The organism is Enterococcus nangangensis, assembly GCF_005405245.1.
In the GTDB taxonomy this organism is placed as follows: domain Bacteria; phylum Bacillota; class Bacilli; order Lactobacillales; family Enterococcaceae; genus Enterococcus_J; species Enterococcus_J nangangensis.
The window spans coordinates 42,305-63,973 of record NZ_BJDR01000010.1; the positions used below are offsets into that span (position 1 = coordinate 42,305).

Genomic DNA, 21,669 nt, shown 5'->3' on the forward strand with positions numbered 1-21,669 from the left:
AGCAATTATGCAATTATTTTGGTGCGCGGTAACCAGCCGCCTTGGCTTCAGCAATCGTTTTGAACCAAGCTTTAGGGTTAGTGGTTTGATCGTAATATTTACTGCCAGGCAAATGATAAATTTTATTTTTCGAACCTTTGATTAGCCCATTACCCTTTGCATCGACATACTCTTTTTCATCAGCAGTCGCGTTTGGTGCGGTAGTGGGAGCAGGTGTGTTAGCAGGAGCACTGGAGCTTGTGGTGGGTGCTGAAGAGGAACTCACGGTTTCACCAGTCAGGCTGCTAGAACCATCAGCATAGTTCAGGGTTACCCCATCTTGCACGTTATGAATAAAGACGTTAAAAGAAATTTCATTATCGCCAATGGATTGGGCTTGCATGTGGACACCGCGGGCTAAAAGTTCATCGCCGCGAAAAATAGGAGTAACGGAGTAGCGCACGTAATGGTCGGTACTTGCTTCCAAGTAGGTTTTAACATCCATTTCAAAACGTAACATCTCTGGGCTATTCAATTGTCGCGTACCAGTGATTAGATTTTGCCAGTTGGCATTCTCATCGGCTAAAGCCCAACCAATCAAATGGGAGCGATTATATAAGTAGCCACCGCTAATTTTTTTGTTTTTCCAACCAGTCGGCGTAACAGAAGAAATCGAGCCTCGCTCTTCACCGTCTTTAGGCATTAAACTTTGGTTTAACATGGCTTCAGCCGAAGTGGCCCGGTTCAATGTATCTAAGTCGCCATATTTTTCCCAAGCGCCATTAGCCAGACTTAAGTCTGCAGGCGAAAAAGTCGGCACACCGCCATTGATATCCACAGTTTGTACGCCATCGTAGGTAAGATTAGCTAAGTCGGTACTGGTGGTCGTAGTCGTTGGAACAGCGCTAGAACTGGTGGTCGTGCTCTGGCTGCTAGTGGTTGTGGTCGCCTGCGGCACACTACTTAAAGTGCTGCTACTTTGCGTTGTTTCTTTAGACCGATTGGTACAAGCCGCTAAACTTCCCACAAGACTTAAAGTCAGCAGTCCCCAATAAATTTTTTTTCGCAAATTATTTTTTTTCATGGTCATCCTCCTGTTTCAAGCAAAGTCATTCTAACATGGAAAAATCCTCAAGACCATTGTTCCTAGTAAAAAAAGTTGCTAAGTGAGATAAGCTTTTGCCAGTTTCGTTTGACAAGGGGCTTGATTTGCACTAAATTAAACTTGCAGTACAAATGAAGCGCATTATAGGAGGCAATCATGTTATTTTCTAGTGTTCAAGATTTACAAAAAAGCTTAGACTTAGCAACTGATTTAGCTAAAGTCGAAGAATTCATCAAAAATTTCACCATGGACCAATTTGAAGCCGGCACATCCATTCAAGTGGCCGACAACATTAAAGCAAATTTAATCGAATATCAAACAAAGACGCAAGAAGAAGGTTTTTGGGAAGCCCACAAAAAAATGATTGATGTCCATTACATTTTACAAGGTTCTGAACTAGCTGATTTAGATTTCACGGATTCATTAGAAAAAGGTGAATACCAACCAGAACGGGAAATGTATGAACTTTTTGGTGAACCTAGTGATACGATTCGTTTGGATACGACGAATAACTTCTTGTTATTGTTCCCAGATGAAGCACATCGCACAGGTGTTAAAGTCGGTGAAAGTGAAACGTTACGGAAAATCGTCTTTAAAATCGAAAAATAATTTCAGTTAAAAAATTGAGTAATGGAGAGCATACTACGGTAGTGGTGTGCTCTTTTTTGTTATTTTCAGTTAGGAAAGAACAACGCTTTAAAAAAATAAAAATGAGGGGTAACAGGCAAAGAAAAATATTTTTTTGAAATTTTTTTCATAGCGGTTAAAGCGCGCATTACTGAATTATTCTTACGTTTTTGTAGTAGGATTAGCCCCTAGCCAAATATTTTGTCATTTTATAAAAAAGGTATATAATATAAAACGTGAAGGTGAGTTAAATTAAGAAATTAATTGTTTTTCAATTCTTAAGTAAAGCATCTTCCCATGAAAATTTAGGAGGTTTAAATCACTATGGCAAAACAACATTATGACAGATCCAAACCACATGTTAACATTGGGACCATCGGACACGTCGACCATGGTAAGACCACATTAACGGCAGCTATCACCACCGTCTTAGGGAAAAAAGGTCTTGCTAATCCGCAAGATTACGCCAGTATCGATGCTGCTCCTGAAGAAAGAGAACGGGGCATTACGATTAACACAGCTCACGTTGAATACGAAACTGAAAAACGTCACTACGCCCACATTGATGCTCCAGGGCACGCGGACTATGTTAAAAATATGATTACTGGGGCAGCGCAAATGGACGGAGCAATTCTCGTTGTTTCTGCTACTGACGGACCAATGCCACAAACGCGGGAACATATTTTACTCTCGCGCCAAGTTGGGGTTAAACATTTAATTGTCTTTTTAAACAAAATTGATTTAGTGGATGATGATGAATTAATCGACTTAGTAGAAATGGAAGTGCGGGAGCTCTTAAATGAGTATGGTTTCCCAGGTGACGATATTCCGTTTATTAAAGGTTCAGCCTTGAAAGCTCTTGAAGGCGATCCTGAAGCAGAAAAAGCGATTGAAGAATTGATGGATACGGTGGATGAATATATTCCAACACCAGTTCGGGATACCGATAAACCATTACTATTACCAATTGAAGATGTCTTTACCATCACTGGACGGGGGACAGTAGCTTCTGGTCGGATTGACCGGGGGACCGTTCGTGTTGGGGATGAAGTAGAAATCGTCGGTATTAAACCTGAAACGAAAAAAGCCGTGGTGACAGGTGTCGAAATGTTCCGTAAGACTTTGGATTACGGGGAAGCAGGCGATAACGTTGGTGTCCTCTTACGTGGTGTTCAACGGGATGAAGTAGAACGGGGCCAAGTATTAGCTAAACCAGGTTCTATTACGCCACATACAAAATTTAAAGGTGAAGTCTATGTGTTGACGAAAGAAGAAGGTGGCCGTCATACGCCGTTCTTTAACCAATATCGTCCACAATTCTACTTTAGAACGACAGACGTTACCGGCAATATTCAATTGCCTGAAGGGGTAGAAATGGTTATGCCAGGGGATAACGTTACTATCGAAGTAGAGTTAATTCATCCAGTAGCGATTGAAAAAGGAACCACTTTCTCCATTCGTGAAGGTGGCCGCACAGTCGGTTCTGGTATTGTTTCAGAAATCGAAGCTTAAGTAATTTAAAAAGTCAGCGTTTCTCTTATTTTGAGAAGCGCTGACTTTTTCTTTAAATCCAATCCATAAATTTTTGTAACGGATGGGTCGTTTTATTTTTAACTGGCGCATTGTCCACTAAAAGCAGCTGAATCATAGAAAAGATAATCGAGCTATCGCGGCAGTATAGGGTGTATTTAGGAATCCACGCACTAGCGTACTTATCTTTATATTCCCGCAATCCTTGAAAGGAATAAAAACGCGAGCCAAAGTGGAAGATGAGGTACGCGATCCTTTCTTGGAAGAAACTGTGACGAGTGGTCCCAACGTTGGCGAGAGGAGCCATCCCTAAATCAAATTTTTCGTAACCTTCTGCTTTTAAATACTCAAAAAGTTGAATGAAAAGATAATCCATGATGCCGCTAACTACGGTTTTATCATAGCGCATCAAATCCACACTGGCTTTTTTGGGCTCATAGCTAGGAATTAAATTAGCGAAAGCGACGATGGTCCCAGCGCTATTTTTCACTAGTGCAATCGGTTCCCGCTTTAAGTAACTTTCATTAAAAAAGCCCATCGAAAAACCTTTTTCACTCCGTCCTGCTAACCACTCATCAGAAATTTCTTTAAGGCGTGTTAAAAGTTGGGAATCAAAAGGGGGTTGAACAATTTCAAAAGAATATTCTTCCCGGTTAAAGCGATTCATAAGCGCGCGCTCAGCTTTTCTTTTTTTACCTGTCAAGGAAAAATCTAACAGATTGACTTCGGCGGCTTCCCCCATCTTAAAGAAGTCATAGCCAAAGTTATGCAAGATCATTACGAGTTCTTCTGTTACTTCATAAAAAATTAATTTGTATCCTTGACGATTTGCCACATCAATTAATTCTTCAATAGCTGGTTCGAAATAACTTGCATCTCCAGCGGGGTTGCCCATGATAATCAGTTTATCATTTTTAATGCGATACTGAAAAAGAACAAGATCAACATCATCTTGGCGATAAAAATAAGTATCTTTGTCCCCTAAAAAGACAAGTTGGCTATCTGTATTTCCGCCTTGAGTCATTAAAAGATTTGTAATTCGATTTTCGTCATAAGGCATGGCGATTTTTTTTTGAGGTTGTTCTAAATAGTGAATTAAGAGAATCATAAAAAAGGCGACAATCAAAATGCCAATAAAGCCAATCAACCAAAGTCTTTCACTAGGAAAAACGAAAAAAGTAGGTAAGCGATGTCGATGCAATGGATGGTCTGGTCGGTTATAGACACCGATAAAGATGTACAGTAGTGTTAAGAATCCTAAGATAAAAAAATCTACCAAACGCATTTCCCATGAATAGACTAGCTGTTTGCGGAACAATTCTTGTTTTGAAAAAAGCATAATTAGTAGCAATATGCCGAAGTAAAGGACCGCGCCCAGCGAAAAGTCTAACAGGATTGTATAGCCTAAAGAAAGGGTAATGAATAAAATGGCGATGGGGTAGGTTCGTTTTACACGAGCTGAAACACCACGACCCATGAGAATAAGAAAATAACCGAGAATCAGCAGAATACTTTTGGACAACAGATGGTAAGTGAAAGGATTAAACTGACGTAAAAAAGAAAGCTCAGTGAAGGCGCGAGGAATCGTCCCGGAAAGTGCTAAAATAATGCCGCCGCTATACAAAAGAAATACTAAAATTTTATGTGCTAGTTCTTCAGCGAGGTCACGAGGCAGTCCTTCAAAGCGTTGATTAAAGCGACCGCTAAGATTTTTAGCGAATAGAAGAATACCTAACAAGAAAGGTAAAATGTAGTAAAAAAGTCTAAAGAGCAAAATCCAAACAGCGATAGTCTCGCGCGGAATACCAAAAGTTGCGAGGCCCATAAACATCATGACATCAAAACTTCCAATTTCTCCAGGTAACATGGTAATCACCCCAAAAACGGAAGCGGCAATCACTAAAGGAATGACTTGTAAATAAGGAACGTGAATATCTAAGAAATAAGCAATGGAAAGAAAAGAAGCCAAGACCCCCGTCCATTCTAAAACAGAGACGGCCATTAAAGCGATGGCTGTTTTTAAAGGCATGCCGCCTAAAATACCAGTTTTTTTAAGGTGAGTAACTAAAATAATTACCGGGAAATATAAACCGCCACCTAAGAGTAGCGGCCAGTATTGATGGAGATAAGGACTTCCTTGACCAAAGGATACTAGCAAGAAAGAAAGCAGACTGTAAAAAGACAGCCCACTCATTAAAAATAAAAAGACTTTACTTAACGCGTGTAAAAATTCTGGTCCTTCTTTTTTACCTCCGTAAAAGGCAGAACGGAAGCCAACGCTGACAAAACCACCAAAGCCAGTCAAATTATTGATGGTGTTGGTAACCCAACTGGTTTCCAAAAGATAGCTAGTTTTAATGGGGCGCTTTAGCATCCGATGGAAAATAATGTCGTAACCTAACATGGGTAAGATAGCAACAAAACCAATGACTGCCATCAAAATTAACTTGAACCTTGGCAAATCACGAAAAATTATTTTAAGTTGGTGGAAGTCTAACGTTTTTGTAAGATTGGTCAATTCAAAGAAAATGATAACTACGACAGTTACCATAAAGATTCCTTTGAAGTATTTGCTACGAGCTTTAAAAAAGTTAATTATTTTTTTCATAGTTCACTCCTTGAAGAAAATTAGTCAGCAGTTGATTAAAGCGTTGGGGATGGCTATGGGCAAAGCCGTGAAAAGTTTTAGGTAAAATTTTAAGTTCACCATAGGGCAAAAGATCAGCCATTTTTTTCCCATGCTTAATTTGAATTAAATCCCATTGACCAACGAGAATTAACGCCGGTACTTTAATCTGGGATAATTCTTGATAGCTTAAAAAAGGCTGAGTCATTAAACGATAGATACGTAAGCGACGTTGCCACTTGGTGGAAAATGATGCGAGAACTCTCGCTGTGGCGACTTGAAAAAAAGTAAACAGATTACCTAACCAGGTTAGGCCATCCGGTACAATATTTCCCGCATTTAAAAATAAACCGGCAATTTTTTGCGGATAATGGAAGCTGTAGACTAAAGCTAAATTAGCCCCGTCGCTAAAGCCTACTAAAAAAAAGCGAGTAATGTCTAGACTTGCTAACAGCAAGTGGAGATCTTGAGCCATTAACTCAAAAGTAAGTTCAGGGCGGTGGTTAGTGGAAAGACCGTGTTCTCTGGCATCTAGAGCGATGACGCGATAATTTTCTTTAAAAAAAGCCAGTTGTTTTTCGAAATAGCGACTTTTGCTATTATTGCCGTGTAAGAAGACGAGAGCTGTTGTCCCAACTCCGCCGCTTAAGTAATGGAGTCGACTGCCATCGTGGGTCATGAAAAAGTGTTGGGTTATCTCCATAAATCTCCACCTTCCTTTTACAATGCTTAGTATACCGAGGATAGCACTCCTTGCCAAATAACAAAAAAGTAAGGTTTCCTAAAGAAAAAGTGCAAGAGTAGTCAGGTTTAACTTTTTCTAGTACCATAAACTGGTAAAAGGAGTGGCTCATGAAAAGATTATTCCGTTGGTTACGCCGTCTGCTAGCTTTAGTTTTGTTTATTTGCTTAGGGGTGTTTAGCTATTATGCGTATCAAACTTATCAGCACGTGAAACAAGTAGAAACTTATCGCCATGAAGTAGCAGCACTTTATCCTCAAGATAAAAAAGCACAACAGCTAGCCTTGGCAATTATTTTAACCGAAAGCAAAGGACGCGGCACCGATGTCATGCAAAGCTCAGAGAGTCTTTATGGTACAACGGGTCAAATAAACAGTCCTGAAGAAAGTATTCAACAAGGGGTTGCCCATTTAACGGCGATGCAAACGCAAGCGCAAGACTTAGGGTTAGATGAGTGGAGCGCTATCCAAGCCTATAACTTTGGTGGCGAGTATTTAAATTTTTTAAAGGAACAGGGAGCAACTAAGACGAATGTCTCTTTAGCAGAAAAATATTCCAAAGAAGTTTTGTCACCACTTTTAGGAAATACCACCCAAGCACAATATCGTTATTTACAAATTTCAGCCATCTTAAAAAATGGTGGCTACTTGTATCAAAATGGCGGCAACTTCTTATATGTGGAAATTGTCAAATTAAATTTAAAATGGATCCAACTTTATGAAAGTTTCCACTGAGTTTCAGTAGGAAACTCTTGTAATTTTACAAAAATCTGCTATGATAAAAATGTATGATTGTGTCTTCTGTTCGCATTGATGTAAATTGATGCGAATTTTTTAAGTTTTTCGTAGGGAGCAGGTGAGAATCATGGCGCAAAAGATTGCTCCACAAGTGATTGACGAAATTCGGCAACGGGTGAACATTGTGGACGTAATTGGGGACTATGTGCAGCTGAAAAAGCAAGGCAAAAATTATTCTGGTTTATGTCCGTTCCATGAAGAAAAATCACCATCATTTTCCGTCACGGAAGATAAGCAAATTTTTAAATGTTTTGGCTGTGGCAAAGGCGGTAACGTCTTTACCTTCATTCAAGATATTGAAGGTGTTACTTTTCCAGAAGCGGTGAAGAAAGTAGCCGATCGAGTCCATGTTCCTTTAGAACTTGATGAAGAAGTGGTCAGTCCACAAAGTCAGAAGTTAAATCGTTTACTGTTAGCCCACACCAAAGCCAATGAGCTTTACCAACACCTTTTAAAAAATACGAAGGTGGGAGAAGGTCCTTTAGCCTATTTGGAGCAGCGGGGCTTGGATGCTGCCACTATTGAGCGCTTTGGTATTGGTTTTGCACCTGAAAATGGCGAAGTCTTGTTACAAGTTTTAAAAAAGGAAGGCTTTCAAGAAGAAGAGCTAGTGGCAACGGGGTTATTTAATGAAACTGCTGAAGGTCGCTTGTTTGATCGTTTTCAAAGTCGGATTACCTTTCCGTTACAAGATGCCAATGAGCGTGTTGTGGGTTTTTCCGGGCGCATTTATTTGCCGGAAGGCCAAGCCCACAGTCAAGCGAAATATTTAAATTCACCAGAAACGGCACTATTCACTAAGCGTACGTTACTGTATAACTTTGGGAAAGCTAAAAGCGAGATTCGCAAGGCCGGGAGTGCTTTTTTATTCGAAGGCTTTATGGATGTGATTGCCGCTTACCAAGGTGGAATCCTTAATGGGATTGCTTCCATGGGGACCAGCTTAACGAGTCAACAAATTCAAGGAATCCAGCGGGTGACGAAAGATTTAGTTTTGTGTTTTGATGGGGATGCCCCCGGCCAAAATGCAATTGCCAAAAGTTTAAGTCATTTGCAAGCTAATTCGCAGCTGCGTTTAAAAGTAGTCATGTTGCCAGAAAAACTAGATCCCGATGAATATTTACGAAAATACGGTGGGGAATCTTTTAAAAATTATTTAGGGCAACAACAAATTACGCCTTTTCAATTTAAGGAAGCGTATTTGCAAAAAAATTATGATTTAGCCAATGAACAAGGACGAGCAGACTTTTTGCAAGAACTCTTACGAGAAGTAGCCAATGTTCCTTCCATTGTGGAACGCGACATTTTATTGCATCATTTGGAAGAGCACTATCACGTTTCCTTAGAAATTTTACAACAACAATTAAAAAGTTTTAGTAATGCTGAAGTGGCTGCCCAACTGGCCAAAGTCAGTCAGTTAAAAGGTGCAGTACTTCCGCAACGCGAGAAGTTGACGCAATTAGAAAAAGCGCAACGTCATCTCTTGTACCGCTTCTTTACAGAGAGCGAAGTACGGCAACGTTTACGGGAACAGACGACTTTTGTTTTTCCCACGGAAGTGTATCAAGAACTTTTTTTACTGATGGATGGCTATGCTTTAGCTGGCGGTGAAATGGCCGTGGATGCTTTCTCCACTTTTTTAGGAGAAAATCAACGTTTACTGCAAGTTGCCACCACGATTTTTATGCAGGAGCTCGCACCAGAAGTATCTACTATTGAGATTGAAGATTTGCTGGCGGTGATTCAAAAAGCTAAAGTCCAACAGCAAATTACTGAAAAACAACGGTTACAAAAAGAAGCCCATCGTCTGGGAGATCAAGCGTTAGAGTTAACTTTGACGGTGGAAATTGTCAATTTGAAGCGACAACTATTAAGTTGAGCCAATTTTTAGGAGGGGTCATTTATGACAGAAGAAAACAAAATTCCTTACGAAGAAGCTGTCAAACAATTTATTCGTACCAATAAAGGAGCCGGTCAAGTTAAGCTCGATGATTTGACGACACAAATCGCCACCCCTTATGAGTTACAAGCAGATGCCATGGACGACTTAATTCAAAAAGTAGAAGATGCCGGCATCAGCGTTGTCGACGATAACGGTGAACCTACCGCCAACAGTTTGAAAAAAGAAAAAGTTACTAAAGCAGAACTAGAAGATTTATCTGCTCCTACTGGTGTAAAGATTAACGATCCAGTCCGGATGTACTTAAAAGAAATTGGTCGTGTGCCTTTATTGACGGCTGAAGAAGAAGTGAATCTCGCTTTAAAAATCGAAGAAGGCGATCAAGAAGCTAAACAACGCTTGGCTGAAGCTAATTTACGTTTAGTGGTTTCCATTGCCAAACGCTACGTTGGGCGGGGAATGCAGTTCTTAGATTTAATTCAAGAAGGAAATATGGGCTTGATGAAGGCCGTAGAAAAATTTGACTACCGTAAAGGGTTTAAGTTCTCTACTTACGCTACTTGGTGGATTCGCCAAGCCATCACCCGGGCAATCGCAGACCAAGCGCGGACGATTCGGATTCCGGTGCACATGGTAGAAACCATTAACAAATTAATTCGGATTCAACGGCAATTGCTCCAAGATCTCGGGCGGGAACCAACACCTGAAGAAATCGGCGCTGAAATGGATTTACCGACAGAAAAAGTACGAGAAATCTTAAAAATCGCGCAAGAACCGGTTTCTTTAGAAACGCCAATTGGGGAAGAAGACGATTCCCACTTAGGGGACTTCATTGAAGACCACGAAGCCACAAGTCCAGCTGAACACGCGGCTTATGAATTACTAAAAGAACAATTGGAAGATGTCTTAGATACCTTAACAGACCGAGAAGAAAACGTTCTACGTTTACGTTTTGGTTTGGATGACGGACGGACACGGACGTTAGAAGAAGTAGGAAAAGTCTTTGGGGTAACCAGAGAACGGATTCGGCAAATTGAAGCTAAAGCGTTGCGGAAATTACGCCATCCATCTCGTTCCAAACAGTTAAAAGATTTCTTAGAATAAAAATAAAAGAGGACTCGGTAGGAGTTTACTCTTAAGTATTAGCGGGGATATCCGAAAATCGCTCTTCGTATTTTCGTGATAGCTCCGCTTATTTTTCAGTGAGGAGGAAAATAAATGGAAGAATTATTAGGACGTGTCGCCACTGGGCTGATTACGGATGAGAACCAAGACTATTACTACGTGCAAAAAAATGGTGTCACCTTTCAGTTAGCTAAAGCAGAAGGTGCACACCAATTAGGAGAAAGTGTTGAGGGTTTCTTTTATGTAAATCAACAGCAACACAATGCTTTTACGACGGTCATTCCTAAAATTGTGGTGGGTCGTTATGGGTTTGGTGAAGTAAAAAGTGTGCGGCGAGATTTAGGTGTCTTTGTGGATATCGGTTTACCAGATAAAGAAGTTGTCGTTTCTTTAGACTCTTTATCTGAAATCAAAGAATTGTGGCCTAAACCAGGTGATCGCTTATATATTACCTTACGCGTGGATCATAAAAACCGTATCTGGGGTGAATTAGCCACCGAAAATATTATTTTAAGCTTGTTTAAACGCTTGCCACAAGATGGCACCTGGCAAAATAAAGAAGTTACGGGGACGGTTTACCGATTAAAGTTGGCGGGTACCTTTGTGCTTACCGATGACTTTTACCAAGCCTTTATTCATCCTAGTGAACGTTATCGAGAACCGCGGCTGGGGGAGCGGGTTACTGGACGCGTCATTGGGGTTTCTTCCCACGGCTACTTGAACCTCTCGTTAAAACCTCGCAGTTATGAAGTCATTGATAATGATGCTTTAATGCTCTTGACTTTCTTAGAGCGGGCGCAAGACCACAAGATTCCTTTTACTGATAAAAGTGATCCGGAAGCGATTAAAGACCAATTTGGCATTAGCAAAGGACAATTTAAACGGGCGATTGGCCATTTATTAAAGGCTAAAAAAATTAAGCAAGAAGAGGGTTATACGATTCTCTTGGAGAAGTAATTGCAATTTAGCTGGAGCTAGTTTATACTTTTTGTAAAATGAGTTATTATTTATTTAGACTAATTACAATTAGAGGTTAGCAAATGAACACCACCTTAGCATTGAAAAAAACCAAAGAACAACTACATGACTCAGGCTTTAAGTTGACGCCGCAACGGGAAGCGACCTTGTTAGTTTTATTGGAAAATGAGAAAGACCATCTTTCCGCTGAAGAAATTTATTTATTAACGAAGCAAAAAAATCCCGATATTGGTTTGGCTACGGTTTATCGGACGTTAGAAATTTTAACGGAACTAAAAATTGTCGATAAGGTCAGCTTTAATGACGGCTTAGCGCGTTACGATTTACGTAAGGCAGGCGCTAAACATTTTCATCATCACTTGCTGTGTTTAGAGTGTGGCAGCATCCAAGAAATCGAAGAAGATTTACTAATCGATGTTGAAAAAGTTGTCGAGCAGCAATTTGGTTTTCAAGTGAGCGACCACCGTTTAACTTTTCACGGCATTTGTGCAGCGTGCCAAAAAAAGAAAAAAACAACACCAACGCAACCATAATAAATCAGATATGAAGAAGTGGGACTGTGGGAATTGCCCGGTCCTGCTTTTTCTTTGGAAAAAAATGTTTTTCATTGCCTTAAATTCTGCTATGATGGGTAAGAAAGTGGGGGATTCCATGGAACAAATCGTGTTGGAATATTTAACCTATTTACAAATTGAGCGGGGACTAGCGGAGAACACGCGTGCTAGTTATCAAAATGACTTAAAACAATATTTGGATTTTTTAGCGAAAGAAAAAATTAGCGACTTTAATCAAGTGGATCGTTTTACGATTATGCATTTTTTACAAGCCTTACAAGCTGAAAATAAAGCTAGTAGTACCATTATCCGGATGGTTTCTAGCTTACGCCGTTTTCATCAATATTTGCGGCAAGAACGCATTACTGAACAAGATCCCATGCAGCACGTGGATACGCCTAAAAAAGGACAAACCTTGCCCAAAACTTTAAGCTTAAAAGAAGTGGAAGTCTTACTGGCCACACCAGACACGACTACTCCCTTAGGTCTGAGGAACCGTGCGATTCTCGAAGTGATGTACGCTACGGGTATGCGGGTTTCCGAAGTTGTTAACTTGAAGCTGAACCAATTGCACTTAAGTTTAGGCTTACTGAAGACGATTGGGAAAGGAGATAAGGAACGAATTATTCCTTTAGGGAAAATAGCGATTCAATGGTTGGAGCGTTATTTGACGGAAGTACGCGAAAAACTCGCCGTCGAAAACGAAGAGCACGTCTTTGTGAATCATCACGGACGCCAATTAACCCGCCAAGGTATTTGGAAAAATCTACGGGAAATTGTACGGGAAGCGGGCATTCAAAAAGAAGTTACCCCCCACACTTTGCGTCATAGTTTTGCCACCCATTTATTAGAAAATGGTGCCGATTTGCGGATTGTTCAGGAACTTTTAGGACATGCTGACATTTCCACTACCCAAATCTATACGCATATTACCAAGCAACGCATGGCGGATGTTTATCAAAAATATTTTCCCCGTGCTTAAAAGGAAGAGATTATGGCAGATTTAAATGTAAAAATTGACGTCTTTGAAGGGCCACTGGATCTTTTGTTACACTTGATTCAACAATATGAAGTGGATATTTACGAAGTACCTTTGGCTGAAGTAACCGATCAATATCTCGCTTTTGTCAATACGATGCAATCTTTGCAGTTGGAAGTAGCCGCGGAGTATTTAGTGGTGGCCGCCACCTTACTAGCAATTAAAAGTTATCAGCTCTTACCTAAAGCGCCCCTTTTAGAAGTGGAAGAAGTGGATCCGGAAGAAGATTTGCGGGAAGCTTTGTTACAACAATTGCTGGCCTACCGTAAATTCAAATACGCTGCTGTTACTTTGCAAGATAAAGAACGTGAGCGCCACCAATATGTAGGGAAAGCACCGGAAGATTTGAGTGAGTTTGAAAAAGAATTGCCGCTAATTAAAAATCAAGTGACCACCATTGATTTATTTTTAGCTTTTCACGATGTGTTGCAAAAACAAAAGCGGCAAAACTTCACTGCTGCCACCATTGATAAAGAAGATGTGAGCGTCAGTGAAAAAGTCACGTGGATGCGCCAGTATTTTAAAGGGCAGCACGGGCGAATTAGTTTTGCTACTTTATTTGCCACACCGTCCCGTAGTGAATTAGTCAACACTTTCTTAGCCGTTTTGGAGCTGATGAAAGAAGGGGAACTGGTGGCGTTACAGGACGAAACATTTGATGAAATTTATTTTGCTAGCCAAGGAAGTGAAGAGACTCTTGAATAATTATTTAGCCCAATTGGAAGCTTTGCTTTTTGTTGCCGGTGGGAAAGGCGTCAGTCTAGGAGAATTCAGTTTGCTCCTGGGACTCTCTAGTGGGGCGTGTTTACAACAGTTAGAAAAGTTAAAACAATCCTACGAAGAAGATTCTAAGCGCAGCTTCACTTTGTTAGAAACAGGCGAACGCTATCAATTGGTAACCAAGCCGCAATTTAAAGATTTATTAGAGTCCTTTGCTAAAGCGCCAACGACCCCGCGTTTGTCACAAGCCGCCCTAGAAACGTTAGCCATTGTTGCTTATAAACAGCCAATTCCTCGTTTAGAAATTGATGAGATTCGTGGTGTGCAATCTACTGGTGCTTTGCAGACATTAACCATGAGGCAACTAGTGGAGGAAAAAGGACGGCAAGAAACACCAGGTCGTCCCATTTTATATGGCACGACTGCCTACTTTTTAGATTATTTTGGTTTGCAGACGCTAACGGATTTACCGGATATCGCTGAATTAGAAAGCGAAACAACAACCGAAATTCCCGACTTATTTTTTAATGAAGCAACACTAACGAATCCTTTGCCTGATGAATTGACGGCAGAGTAACAAGGAGGACAAGATGGAAAGACTACAAAAAGTAATGGCTCAAGCTGGCGTGGCTTCAAGACGTAAGTCAGAAGAATTAATTCTAGCTGGCTTTGTCACCGTCAATGGTGAAGTAGTAAAAGAATTAGGCACCAAAGTTTCTACTAGTGATGTGGTGGAAGTCAAAGGAGTTCCGCTAGCCAAAGAAGAACCTGTTTATTATTTATTTTACAAACCCCGGGGCGTAATTTCTGCCGTAACTGACGACAAAAAACGCCCTGTCGTAGTGGATTACTTCCCGCAAGTTAAAGAACGTATTTTCCCCGTGGGGCGGCTTGATTACGATACGTCAGGCTTATTATTACTCACTAACGATGGCGATTTTGCTCAAAAATTATTGCATCCCTCTTTTGAAATTGAAAAAACCTACGTGGCTAAACTAAAAGGGGTGCCTACGTATAAAGAATTACGGCCGTTAGAGCGAGGTATGCGGATTGATAACTACAAGTTACAACCCGCCAAGGTAAATATTTTATCGACAGATGAAGAAAAGGGACACGCCATTGTTGCTTTAACCATTCACGAAGGACGTAATCACCAAGTGAAAAAAATGTTTGAAGCAGTGGGCTTTCCAGTGCAAAAATTAAAACGGGAACTCTATGGGAATTTAACCTTAGCTGGTTTGCGTCCTGGGGAATATCGCCGGCTTAATAAAAAAGAAGTGACCAGTCTTTTACAACTAGCTAAAAAGAAAGATTAACGGGGTGCAAAGTAAATTCTTGCATTTCCGTGATAGTTTGCTATACTTACCTTGTTCAATAAAAAAATAATTTAGGTTCATCTTCAGGGGCAGGGTGTAATTCCCGACCGGTGGTAATAGTCCACGAACCAAGTGTCTCGCTTGGCCGATACGGTGTAATTCCGTTACCGACAGTAAAGTCTGGATAAAGAAGATTGGCTTTTTTGCGTATGCTTAAAGTCGATGTCGCTGAATAGACGTCGGCTTTTTTTGTGGTAAAAAAGCACCGGAGATTGAAACCTGACAGGAGGGCTCTATGAGACGAAGTAAGGTTCAAAAGATTGTGTTGGTTTCTTTAATGGCAGCGATGGGTTTGGTGTTGCAGTTTGTGGCAATTCCTTTTCCATTTTTCAGCTTTTTAAAGATTGATTTTTCCGATGTTCCCATTATGGTGGCGATGTTTTTATTCGGACCATTAGCCGGCATCGTTACCGCTGGTTTGCGTTCCTTGTTGCACTTAGTAATAACGGGGATTGAACCAAGCAATATTGTGGGGGACGTGGCAAGTTTTGTCGCTTCTTGCAGCTTCACTTTGCCTTTATATTATTTCTTCCATAGCAAGGCAAGCACAAAAGGCGCCAGTATTAAAAATAAAATTTTGGGGACGGTCACTGGCACGCTTTTAATGACCTTAGTGATGTCCGTAGCTAATTACTTTGTGATTACCCCCTTGTACTTAAAATTTTTCAATATGCAGGCGGAAAGCTTTTTAGGAATGAGTTTAGCGCGTTACGTAGCAGTGGGGATTGTGCCCTTCAACTTGGCAAAAGGCTTAATTGTCTCCATCGTTTTTGTAGCGATTTACGCTAAGCTCTTACCCTGGCTTATCACGAAGACAGTAGCGGTACCTAAGAAAAGAGAAGACTCGCTTAACGCACCAAAACAAAGTAAGTAAAAAATAAAAAATCCTGAGCTTTTTCATGGCAGAAACCATGGAAGAGACTCAGGATTTTTTTTGCGTATCTTTATTTAGCCAACAAAGCTTGGGTCGGACAACGTTTAATAGCGGCTATGACATTTTCTTCTTCTTGCGGTAAAATAGATTGATGCGTTATCTGTTGTGCTGTATTTAAAAAGCAGACGATTCCCTCATCGTCATAATCAAACGTCTTGGGGGCTAAGGTTTGGCACAGACCACAAGCAATACAATTCGGACGGACAAGTTGACACTCCACAATTTTTCCTCCTAACTTTGAGGTGTTGAAATGGATCAATTAATTTTGGCCTTATTACAGACTAGAGAAAAATTAAAAGCAACGACATTGTATCACTTACTGACAGGAAAGAAAACTAGCTCTATTCTAGTTTATGGTTACTTCACAGAACTGCTGCCTTACTTTGGTTTATTTAAAGGGTGGTCACAAGCCCAATTTCAAAAAGTCTTGCAACAATTGGCAACAGAAAATCTTTTGCAGTTTGATGGAACATGGCTGCGTCTAATAGAAGGCAAAACGGCTGCCGTTTTAGATTTAACAAAATTTCCTCACTTAGCTGGTTTTCCGTTGCAACGTTTTGATGAAGTGTTTTGGAGTCGCTTTTTACTAGCAATGCAAGTTTTGGCGCAGCAGAATCAGCAAGAAAAAAATTACCAACCAGTTGTGACGGACTTGGTCATACAAAACGACGTAAAAAGTTGGCTGCAACAAATGGCGCCTACCGCCGCGGCTAAAGCGCTAGTAGTGGCCGAATTTTACCAACTGTTGGCGAGCTTGCCAGTGGATACAGCAGAAAGATTGATTCGCCAATTTACTGGGCCACACCACCCTGGAGAAGTCACGTGGCAAATATACGGCACCAAGACATTGTTGAGCTATTTGCAATATAAAGATGATCTCCATGCTTTTTTGCAAGAAGCCGCCCATTATCCAAAGTTCCAACAACTCGTCACACCGCCAGCTAATTCTGTCAGTCAGACACAAGCCTTAGTGACCGCGGGCTTAAACTTTCAAGGGATTAGCAATAAACGCCGGCAATTAAAAGCTAGTACGTTACGAGATCACTTACTGGAATTAGCCATTCTCCAACCGCAAACTTTCCCTTACTCAAGATTTATGGCTTTCGGAGCGCAAGAATTTCTAAAAGATTATTTAATGAAGAATGCGCAAGTGGTGGAGTGGGACTATCAAGAATTAGCTGCACTAGACTTTTTAAGCTTTCGTCTTTTTCAAATTCAGACTTTAGCTAAAAGGAGGAGCACATGGACTTAACTACAGCACTAAAAGAATATTTTGGCTACACCACTTTTAAACCTGGGCAAGAAGAAGTTTTGCAAGAAATCATGGCCGGCAATAATTGTTTGGGAATTTTGCCCACCGGAACTGGTAAAACACTGTGTTACAGTCTACCTGGTTTATTGCGGCCTGGTTTAACCCTGATTGTCTCACCTTTAATTGCATTAATGGAAGAGCAGAGTCAACGCTTGAATCAATTGCAAAAAAATTCGGCAGCTTATCTCAACTCTAGCCTCAATAAAGAACAACAAGATTATTTATTGCAACGTCTGGGCCGATTGAAATTTTTACTTCTTTCCCCAGAGATGCTGCAAAGTCCGCGCTTAATGGCTCAGCTGACTAAGATTTCTTTGCAAATGGCCGTCTTAGACGAAGCCCATTGTCTCAGTCAGTGGGGGTTTGATTTTCGCCCAGAATATTTACAAGTCCTACCCCAGCTTCAACGATTACAAGTGCCGCAAATTTTGGCGTTAACCGCCACATGTACCCCACAGGTAGCTGAAGATATTGCCCGCTATTTGTTTAAAGATGTCTCTTATGAGCTTGTACGTTTGCCGGTGGATCGACCGAACATTGGGCTAATCGTTAAAACATTACCCGATGAAGACGCACGCCAAGCTTTTATCGCTACGACTTTGCCGCGCCTAAAAGCACCGGGCATTATTTATTGTAATACGCGCCGGAAAACAGAAGAGTTAACGGCCACTTTGTTACAATTAGGCTTAAAAGCGAGTTATTATCATGGTGGTTTGAAGCCGCAAGAACGCCAAGTTTTACAGCGCCAATTTAGGATGGGAACTTTAGACTGGATGGTTGCAACGAATGCTTTTGGCATGGGGATTAATAAAAATAATTTGCGCGCCGTTCTCCATTACGAACTACCGCAGTCTTTAGAACACTACGTTCAAGAAATTGGTCGTTGTGGTCGCGATGGTGCTCAAGGTGTCGCCATTCTTTTATATGTCCCACAAGATGAACGGGTCCAACAACATTTTGCACGGGAGCGCCAAGAATGGGTGGAACATTTAGCACAGGAAAGAGTCTTGCCTGAACATAATGTGGCTGACTTTTGGCAAAAGCAAATCAGCCAGCAACCGACAGCTAAGGATAAAATTTTGACGCTTTTAAAGGAGCGAAATCATTTGCAATTGCAACAGCAACAAGCGATGCTAGCGTACATTCATGAAGAGGGCTGTCTACGGCAAAAAATTGCGGCTTATTTCCACGACCCAGCACCACAAGAAAATTCCCAGTGTTGTAGTTTTCATCAGTTGGCCGTTACAGCTTATTTTAATGAGGAGCAAGTGACAGCACCTCCCACAATGCCGCCGACAACTTGGCAAGAACATTTTCACCAATTATTTCCGCGCAAAACCTTTTCTTAAGACTTTTTTTAACAGACAAGGCAAAAATCCTATGCTATAATGTCCTAGAATAGTTTTAGGGAGGACGAATGTATTGAGTAAAAAAGACGATTTTAACCAAGACGAACAACAAGAAGCTTGGGATCAACCAATTTATGATACGGAGTACAATGAAAACATGTCTCGCACCAACCAGCGGAAGAAAAAAGGAAACAGCCTTTTCGTGACGTTACTAGTAATTTTATTGGTAGTCATTATTACGATGGTTCTTTTCACGTACTTCTGGATTCAACATCCTAATTCCAAAGCGACAGATGATACTTCTTCTAGCTTAACCACGGAAACCACTATCACCACCACTAGTGAGTCTAGTACGACAGCTACAACTAGCTCAACTACGACGGAAACGAGTTCTTCTGCTCCAGCAAGCTCTAGTTCTTCTAGTTCTAGTGAAGAAACCGTACCAAGTTCCACCACGCCATCTTCTTCAGAAGCACCGGTTGAAACGACACCATCTAGCAGTGAACCTGCCGCTACGACTAGTGGAAAGACTTACACCATTCAACAAGGTGAAGGTTTGTATCGGATTGCCACTAATAATGGCATGACGCTGGATGAGTTATTGCAATTAAACCCAGGCTTAACCACGGATACTGTCTTACAACCAGGGGATACCGTTAACGTCAAATAAGCAAGCGTAAAATTGACGCGGACTAAAGGACTTGTTCTTTTAGTCCACGTCCTTTTCTTTGCTCCTTAGTACCATTCAACAAGTCAAAGAAGTAGGCTTTTAAAAAGTTGTAGGAGGAATCATCTTGTCTAAAATTCAAATTGCCATCGATGGCCCAGCTTCAGCCGGGAAAAGTACCGTCGCTAAAATTATTGCTAAAGATCTAAACTTTGTCTATTGTGATACAGGCGCAATGTACCGCGCAGTCACCTTTGCTGGTTTACAAGCAAGGGTCTCTTTAACCGATAGTGCGGCTCTTATTGCACTGCTAGCCCAAACCCCTTTATCTTTTCAACCAAGTGCTACTGGCCAAAAAGTTTTTCTTGGACACCAAGAAGTGACGGAAGAAATTCGCAGTCAAGCAGTTAATCAAGAAGTTTCTGGTGTCTCTGCTTTAAAAGAAGTACGAGAAAAATTAGTGGAGTTGCAACAAGAAATTGCTGCCAGTCAAAACATCGTGATGGACGGACGGGACATTGGGACACAAGTATTACCACAAGCCCAAGTGAAAATCTTCTTAATTGCTTCAGTAGCCGAACGTGCAAAGCGGCGTTATCAAGAAAACCTCAGTAAAGGTCAAGCAGCTGATTTAGCAGAAATTGCCGAAAGTATAGCCAAGCGTGATTACTTGGACTCACATCGTGCAGTCTCTCCTTTAAAAAAAGCCGCCGATGCCGTCGAGGTGGATACCACTGGTTTAAATATTCAAGAAGTAGTGGACACCATCAAAAAAATCATTAGCAGTAAGGTCCCTGACTTACAATTTCTTTGATTTTGTTCGGAAATTAAACCTAAAAGAGAGAATAAAGCGCTTTTCAGAAGAAATCGCTTTATTTTTTTGTCATTTTATTCTAAAATTAAATTGTGTTTTAAGATTTTGTTTTTTAATGTTGCCAAGGAGGATAAGTCATGTCAGAATTCGATCAAAATCAAGTAGAAAACGGAGCCGAACTCATGGAACAAGCCATGAAGAGTGTTCAAGAAGTAAAAGTCGGCGATGTGGTTAAAGGTGAAGTTTTAGCCCTCGAAGACAAACAAGTAATCGTCGGGATTGAAGGAGCCGGAGTTGAAGGGGTTGTTCCATTGAAGGAATTAACTGCTGATCCTAACGAAACCCTCAGTGATCTTGTCAAAGTGGGAGACGTTTTAGAACTTGTGGTTATCTCTTCCATTGGTAAAGATAAAGAAAACGGGAGCTACCTCCTTTCTAAACGTCGGTTAGATGCGAAAAAAGTTTGGGTAGAAATCGAAAAATCCTTTGAAGATGGCCAAATCGTTGAAGGAAAAGTTGTTAGTGTGGTTAAAGGTGGTTTAGTAGTGGATCTTGGTGTGCGTGGTTTCGTACCTGCTTCCATGGTGGAAAGCCGCTTTGTTTCCGACTTTTCTGGTTATGTTGGGAAAACGCTCCGCTTTAAAATCGTGGAAATTGAACCTTCTGAAAACCGCTTAATTTTATCTCATAAAGCCGTTGTCGAAGCTGAACGTAACGCTAAAAAAGCTGAAGTGTTAAGCAACATTCACGAAGGCGATGTTTTGGAAGGTAAAGTAGCACGTTTAACAGACTTTGGTGCTTTCGTGGACTTAGGTGGTGTTGATGGTTTAGTGCACGTCTCTGAAATTGCTCATTATCACGTAAGCAAACCAGCTGATGTTTTAAAAGTTGGCGAAACAGTAAGCGTGAAAGTTTTAAGCGTGAACCCTGAACAAGAACGGATTTCGCTTTCCATTAAAGCGACACAAGACGGCCCATGGGATCACATTGAAGAAAAAGCTCCAGTCGACGCTGTTTTAACTGGAACGGTGAAACGCTTGACGACTTTTGGTGCCTTTGTGGAATTATTCCCCGGCGTGGAAGGTTTAGTGCACATCTCACAAATTTCCCACCAACATATTGCGACACCACATGAAGTGTTACATGAAGGTGAAGAAGTCCAAGTGAAAGTCTTGGAAGTAAAACCTGAAGAACGACGCATTGCTCTTTCCATTAAAGCTTTAGTGGATAAGCCAGCTGCTGAAAAAGAAGAAAAAGCAGCCGAAGACGACTATGAATTACCAGAAGAAAGCACTGGTTTTTCTTTAGGTGATATCTTAGGCGATCAATTGAAAGATCAAGATGAAGAATAAATCACTAATTTAAGCTGAGGCTAAGTCCTCAGCTTTTTTAACAATTAAGGGATTATATCTTTTTGAAGAGGTGCGAGGGCTGTTTTGACAGTGTTCGTGCCTCTTTTCATATTGTATTTTTATCGGTAAAATAAGTATATGAA

At 40.9% G+C, this 21,669-nt stretch carries 21 protein-coding genes and 1 riboswitch; of the genes, 17 read left to right on the top strand and 4 right to left on the bottom strand.

Features of this window, described 5'->3' with window-relative positions; all coding sequences use genetic code 11:
* Nucleotides 1-13: 13 nt before the first annotated feature.
* Nucleotides 14-1,069: a DNA/RNA non-specific endonuclease gene (locus FFM57_RS04910; RefSeq protein WP_371851239.1), complete on the bottom strand. Its 1,056-nt coding sequence runs from the start codon at nucleotides 1,067-1,069 to the stop codon at nucleotides 14-16.
* A gap of 171 nt (nucleotides 1,070-1,240) precedes the next feature.
* Here FFM57_RS04910 and FFM57_RS04915 point away from each other — a divergent pair, with 171 nt between their 5' ends.
* Nucleotides 1,241-1,693, top strand: coding sequence for a NanQ anomerase/TabA/YiaL family protein (locus FFM57_RS04915; RefSeq protein ID WP_137599405.1), 453 nt, complete (start codon nucleotides 1,241-1,243; stop codon nucleotides 1,691-1,693).
* A gap of 342 nt (nucleotides 1,694-2,035) precedes the next feature.
* Nucleotides 2,036-3,223, top strand: coding sequence for an elongation factor Tu (gene tuf / locus FFM57_RS04920; RefSeq protein WP_137599406.1), 1,188 nt, complete (start codon nucleotides 2,036-2,038; stop codon nucleotides 3,221-3,223).
* A 52-nt stretch (nucleotides 3,224-3,275) separates the two neighbouring features.
* Here tuf and mprF read toward each other — a convergent pair whose 3' ends face one another.
* Nucleotides 3,276-5,849: a bifunctional lysylphosphatidylglycerol flippase/synthetase MprF gene (gene mprF / locus FFM57_RS04925; RefSeq protein WP_137599407.1), complete on the bottom strand. Its 2,574-nt coding sequence runs from the start codon at nucleotides 5,847-5,849 to the stop codon at nucleotides 3,276-3,278.
* On the bottom strand, nucleotides 5,833-6,570 hold the full coding sequence (locus tag FFM57_RS04930) for an alpha/beta fold hydrolase (RefSeq protein ID WP_137599408.1): 738 nt from the start codon (nucleotides 6,568-6,570) through the stop codon (nucleotides 5,833-5,835). Before FFM57_RS04930 ends, mprF begins: the two co-directional genes overlap by 17 nt.
* A 149-nt stretch (nucleotides 6,571-6,719) precedes the next feature.
* Here FFM57_RS04930 and FFM57_RS04935 point away from each other — a divergent pair, with 149 nt between their 5' ends.
* The 10 genes from FFM57_RS04935 (at nucleotide 6,720) to FFM57_RS04980 (ending at nucleotide 15,972) form a co-directional block, all read left to right on the top strand.
* Nucleotides 6,720-7,343 carry a lysozyme family protein gene (locus FFM57_RS04935; RefSeq protein WP_137599409.1) on the top strand — a complete coding sequence of 208 codons (624 nt, stop codon included), beginning with the start codon at nucleotides 6,720-6,722 and terminating at the stop codon, nucleotides 7,341-7,343.
* Between the two features lie 130 nt (nucleotides 7,344-7,473).
* Nucleotides 7,474-9,285 carry a DNA primase gene (gene dnaG / locus FFM57_RS04940; RefSeq protein WP_137599410.1) on the top strand — a complete coding sequence of 604 codons (1,812 nt, stop codon included), beginning with the start codon at nucleotides 7,474-7,476 and terminating at the stop codon, nucleotides 9,283-9,285.
* Nucleotides 9,286-9,309: 24 nt separating this feature from the next.
* Nucleotides 9,310-10,410, top strand: a complete 1,101-nt coding sequence (gene rpoD, locus FFM57_RS04945) for an RNA polymerase sigma factor RpoD (RefSeq protein ID WP_137599411.1) — start codon at nucleotides 9,310-9,312, stop codon at nucleotides 10,408-10,410.
* A 114-nt stretch (nucleotides 10,411-10,524) separates the two neighbouring features.
* Complete coding sequence (locus FFM57_RS04950) at nucleotides 10,525-11,388, top strand: CvfB family protein (protein ID WP_137599412.1); 864 nt, start codon at nucleotides 10,525-10,527, stop codon at nucleotides 11,386-11,388.
* 83 nt (nucleotides 11,389-11,471) lie between these two features.
* Nucleotides 11,472-11,942: a ferric iron uptake transcriptional regulator gene (gene fur / locus FFM57_RS04955; protein ID WP_137599413.1), complete on the top strand. Its 471-nt coding sequence runs from the start codon at nucleotides 11,472-11,474 to the stop codon at nucleotides 11,940-11,942.
* A gap of 118 nt (nucleotides 11,943-12,060) precedes the next feature.
* Nucleotides 12,061-12,945 carry a site-specific tyrosine recombinase XerD gene (gene xerD, locus FFM57_RS04960; RefSeq protein WP_137599414.1) on the top strand — a complete coding sequence of 295 codons (885 nt, stop codon included), beginning with the start codon at nucleotides 12,061-12,063 and terminating at the stop codon, nucleotides 12,943-12,945.
* Between the two features lie 12 nt (nucleotides 12,946-12,957).
* Complete coding sequence (locus FFM57_RS04965; protein ID WP_137599415.1) at nucleotides 12,958-13,707, top strand: segregation/condensation protein A; 750 nt, start codon at nucleotides 12,958-12,960, stop codon at nucleotides 13,705-13,707.
* A complete protein-coding gene (gene scpB, locus FFM57_RS04970; protein ID WP_246023400.1) occupies nucleotides 13,700-14,299 on the top strand; it encodes an SMC-Scp complex subunit ScpB in 600 nt (199 codons plus the stop codon). The genes FFM57_RS04965 and scpB overlap by 8 nt, the downstream gene beginning before the upstream one ends.
* A 13-nt stretch (nucleotides 14,300-14,312) precedes the next feature.
* A complete protein-coding gene (locus FFM57_RS04975) occupies nucleotides 14,313-15,038 on the top strand; it encodes a pseudouridine synthase (protein ID WP_137599417.1) in 726 nt (241 codons plus the stop codon).
* 75 nt (nucleotides 15,039-15,113) lie between these two features.
* Nucleotides 15,114-15,237, top strand: a riboswitch (FMN riboswitch).
* Nucleotides 15,238-15,333: 96 nt separating this feature from the next.
* On the top strand, nucleotides 15,334-15,972 hold the full coding sequence (locus FFM57_RS04980; RefSeq protein WP_137599418.1) for an ECF transporter S component: 639 nt from the start codon (nucleotides 15,334-15,336) through the stop codon (nucleotides 15,970-15,972).
* 70 nt (nucleotides 15,973-16,042) lie between these two features.
* Here FFM57_RS04980 and FFM57_RS04985 read toward each other — a convergent pair whose 3' ends face one another.
* Nucleotides 16,043-16,252: a ferredoxin gene (locus FFM57_RS04985; protein WP_137599419.1), complete on the bottom strand. Its 210-nt coding sequence runs from the start codon at nucleotides 16,250-16,252 to the stop codon at nucleotides 16,043-16,045.
* Nucleotides 16,253-16,282: 30 nt separating this feature from the next.
* Here FFM57_RS04985 and FFM57_RS04990 point away from each other — a divergent pair, with 30 nt between their 5' ends.
* The 5 genes from FFM57_RS04990 to rpsA all read left to right on the top strand — a co-directional run bounded on the left by FFM57_RS04990 (nucleotide 16,283) and on the right by rpsA (nucleotide 21,526).
* On the top strand, nucleotides 16,283-17,284 hold the full coding sequence (locus FFM57_RS04990) for an RQC domain-containing protein (RefSeq protein ID WP_137599420.1): 1,002 nt from the start codon (nucleotides 16,283-16,285) through the stop codon (nucleotides 17,282-17,284).
* Entirely contained in the window at nucleotides 17,275-18,693 is a 1,419-nt protein-coding gene (locus tag FFM57_RS04995) for a RecQ family ATP-dependent DNA helicase (RefSeq protein WP_137599421.1), read from the top strand. Before FFM57_RS04990 ends, FFM57_RS04995 begins: the two co-directional genes overlap by 10 nt.
* A 73-nt stretch (nucleotides 18,694-18,766) precedes the next feature.
* A complete protein-coding gene (locus FFM57_RS05000) occupies nucleotides 18,767-19,363 on the top strand; it encodes a LysM peptidoglycan-binding domain-containing protein (protein ID WP_137599422.1) in 597 nt (198 codons plus the stop codon).
* A 124-nt stretch (nucleotides 19,364-19,487) separates the two neighbouring features.
* Nucleotides 19,488-20,174, top strand: a complete 687-nt coding sequence (cmk, locus tag FFM57_RS05005; protein ID WP_137599423.1) for a (d)CMP kinase — start codon at nucleotides 19,488-19,490, stop codon at nucleotides 20,172-20,174.
* Nucleotides 20,175-20,311: 137 nt separating this feature from the next.
* Nucleotides 20,312-21,526: a 30S ribosomal protein S1 gene (rpsA, locus tag FFM57_RS05010; RefSeq protein ID WP_137599424.1), complete on the top strand. Its 1,215-nt coding sequence runs from the start codon at nucleotides 20,312-20,314 to the stop codon at nucleotides 21,524-21,526.
* Nucleotides 21,527-21,669: the final 143 nt, after the last annotated feature.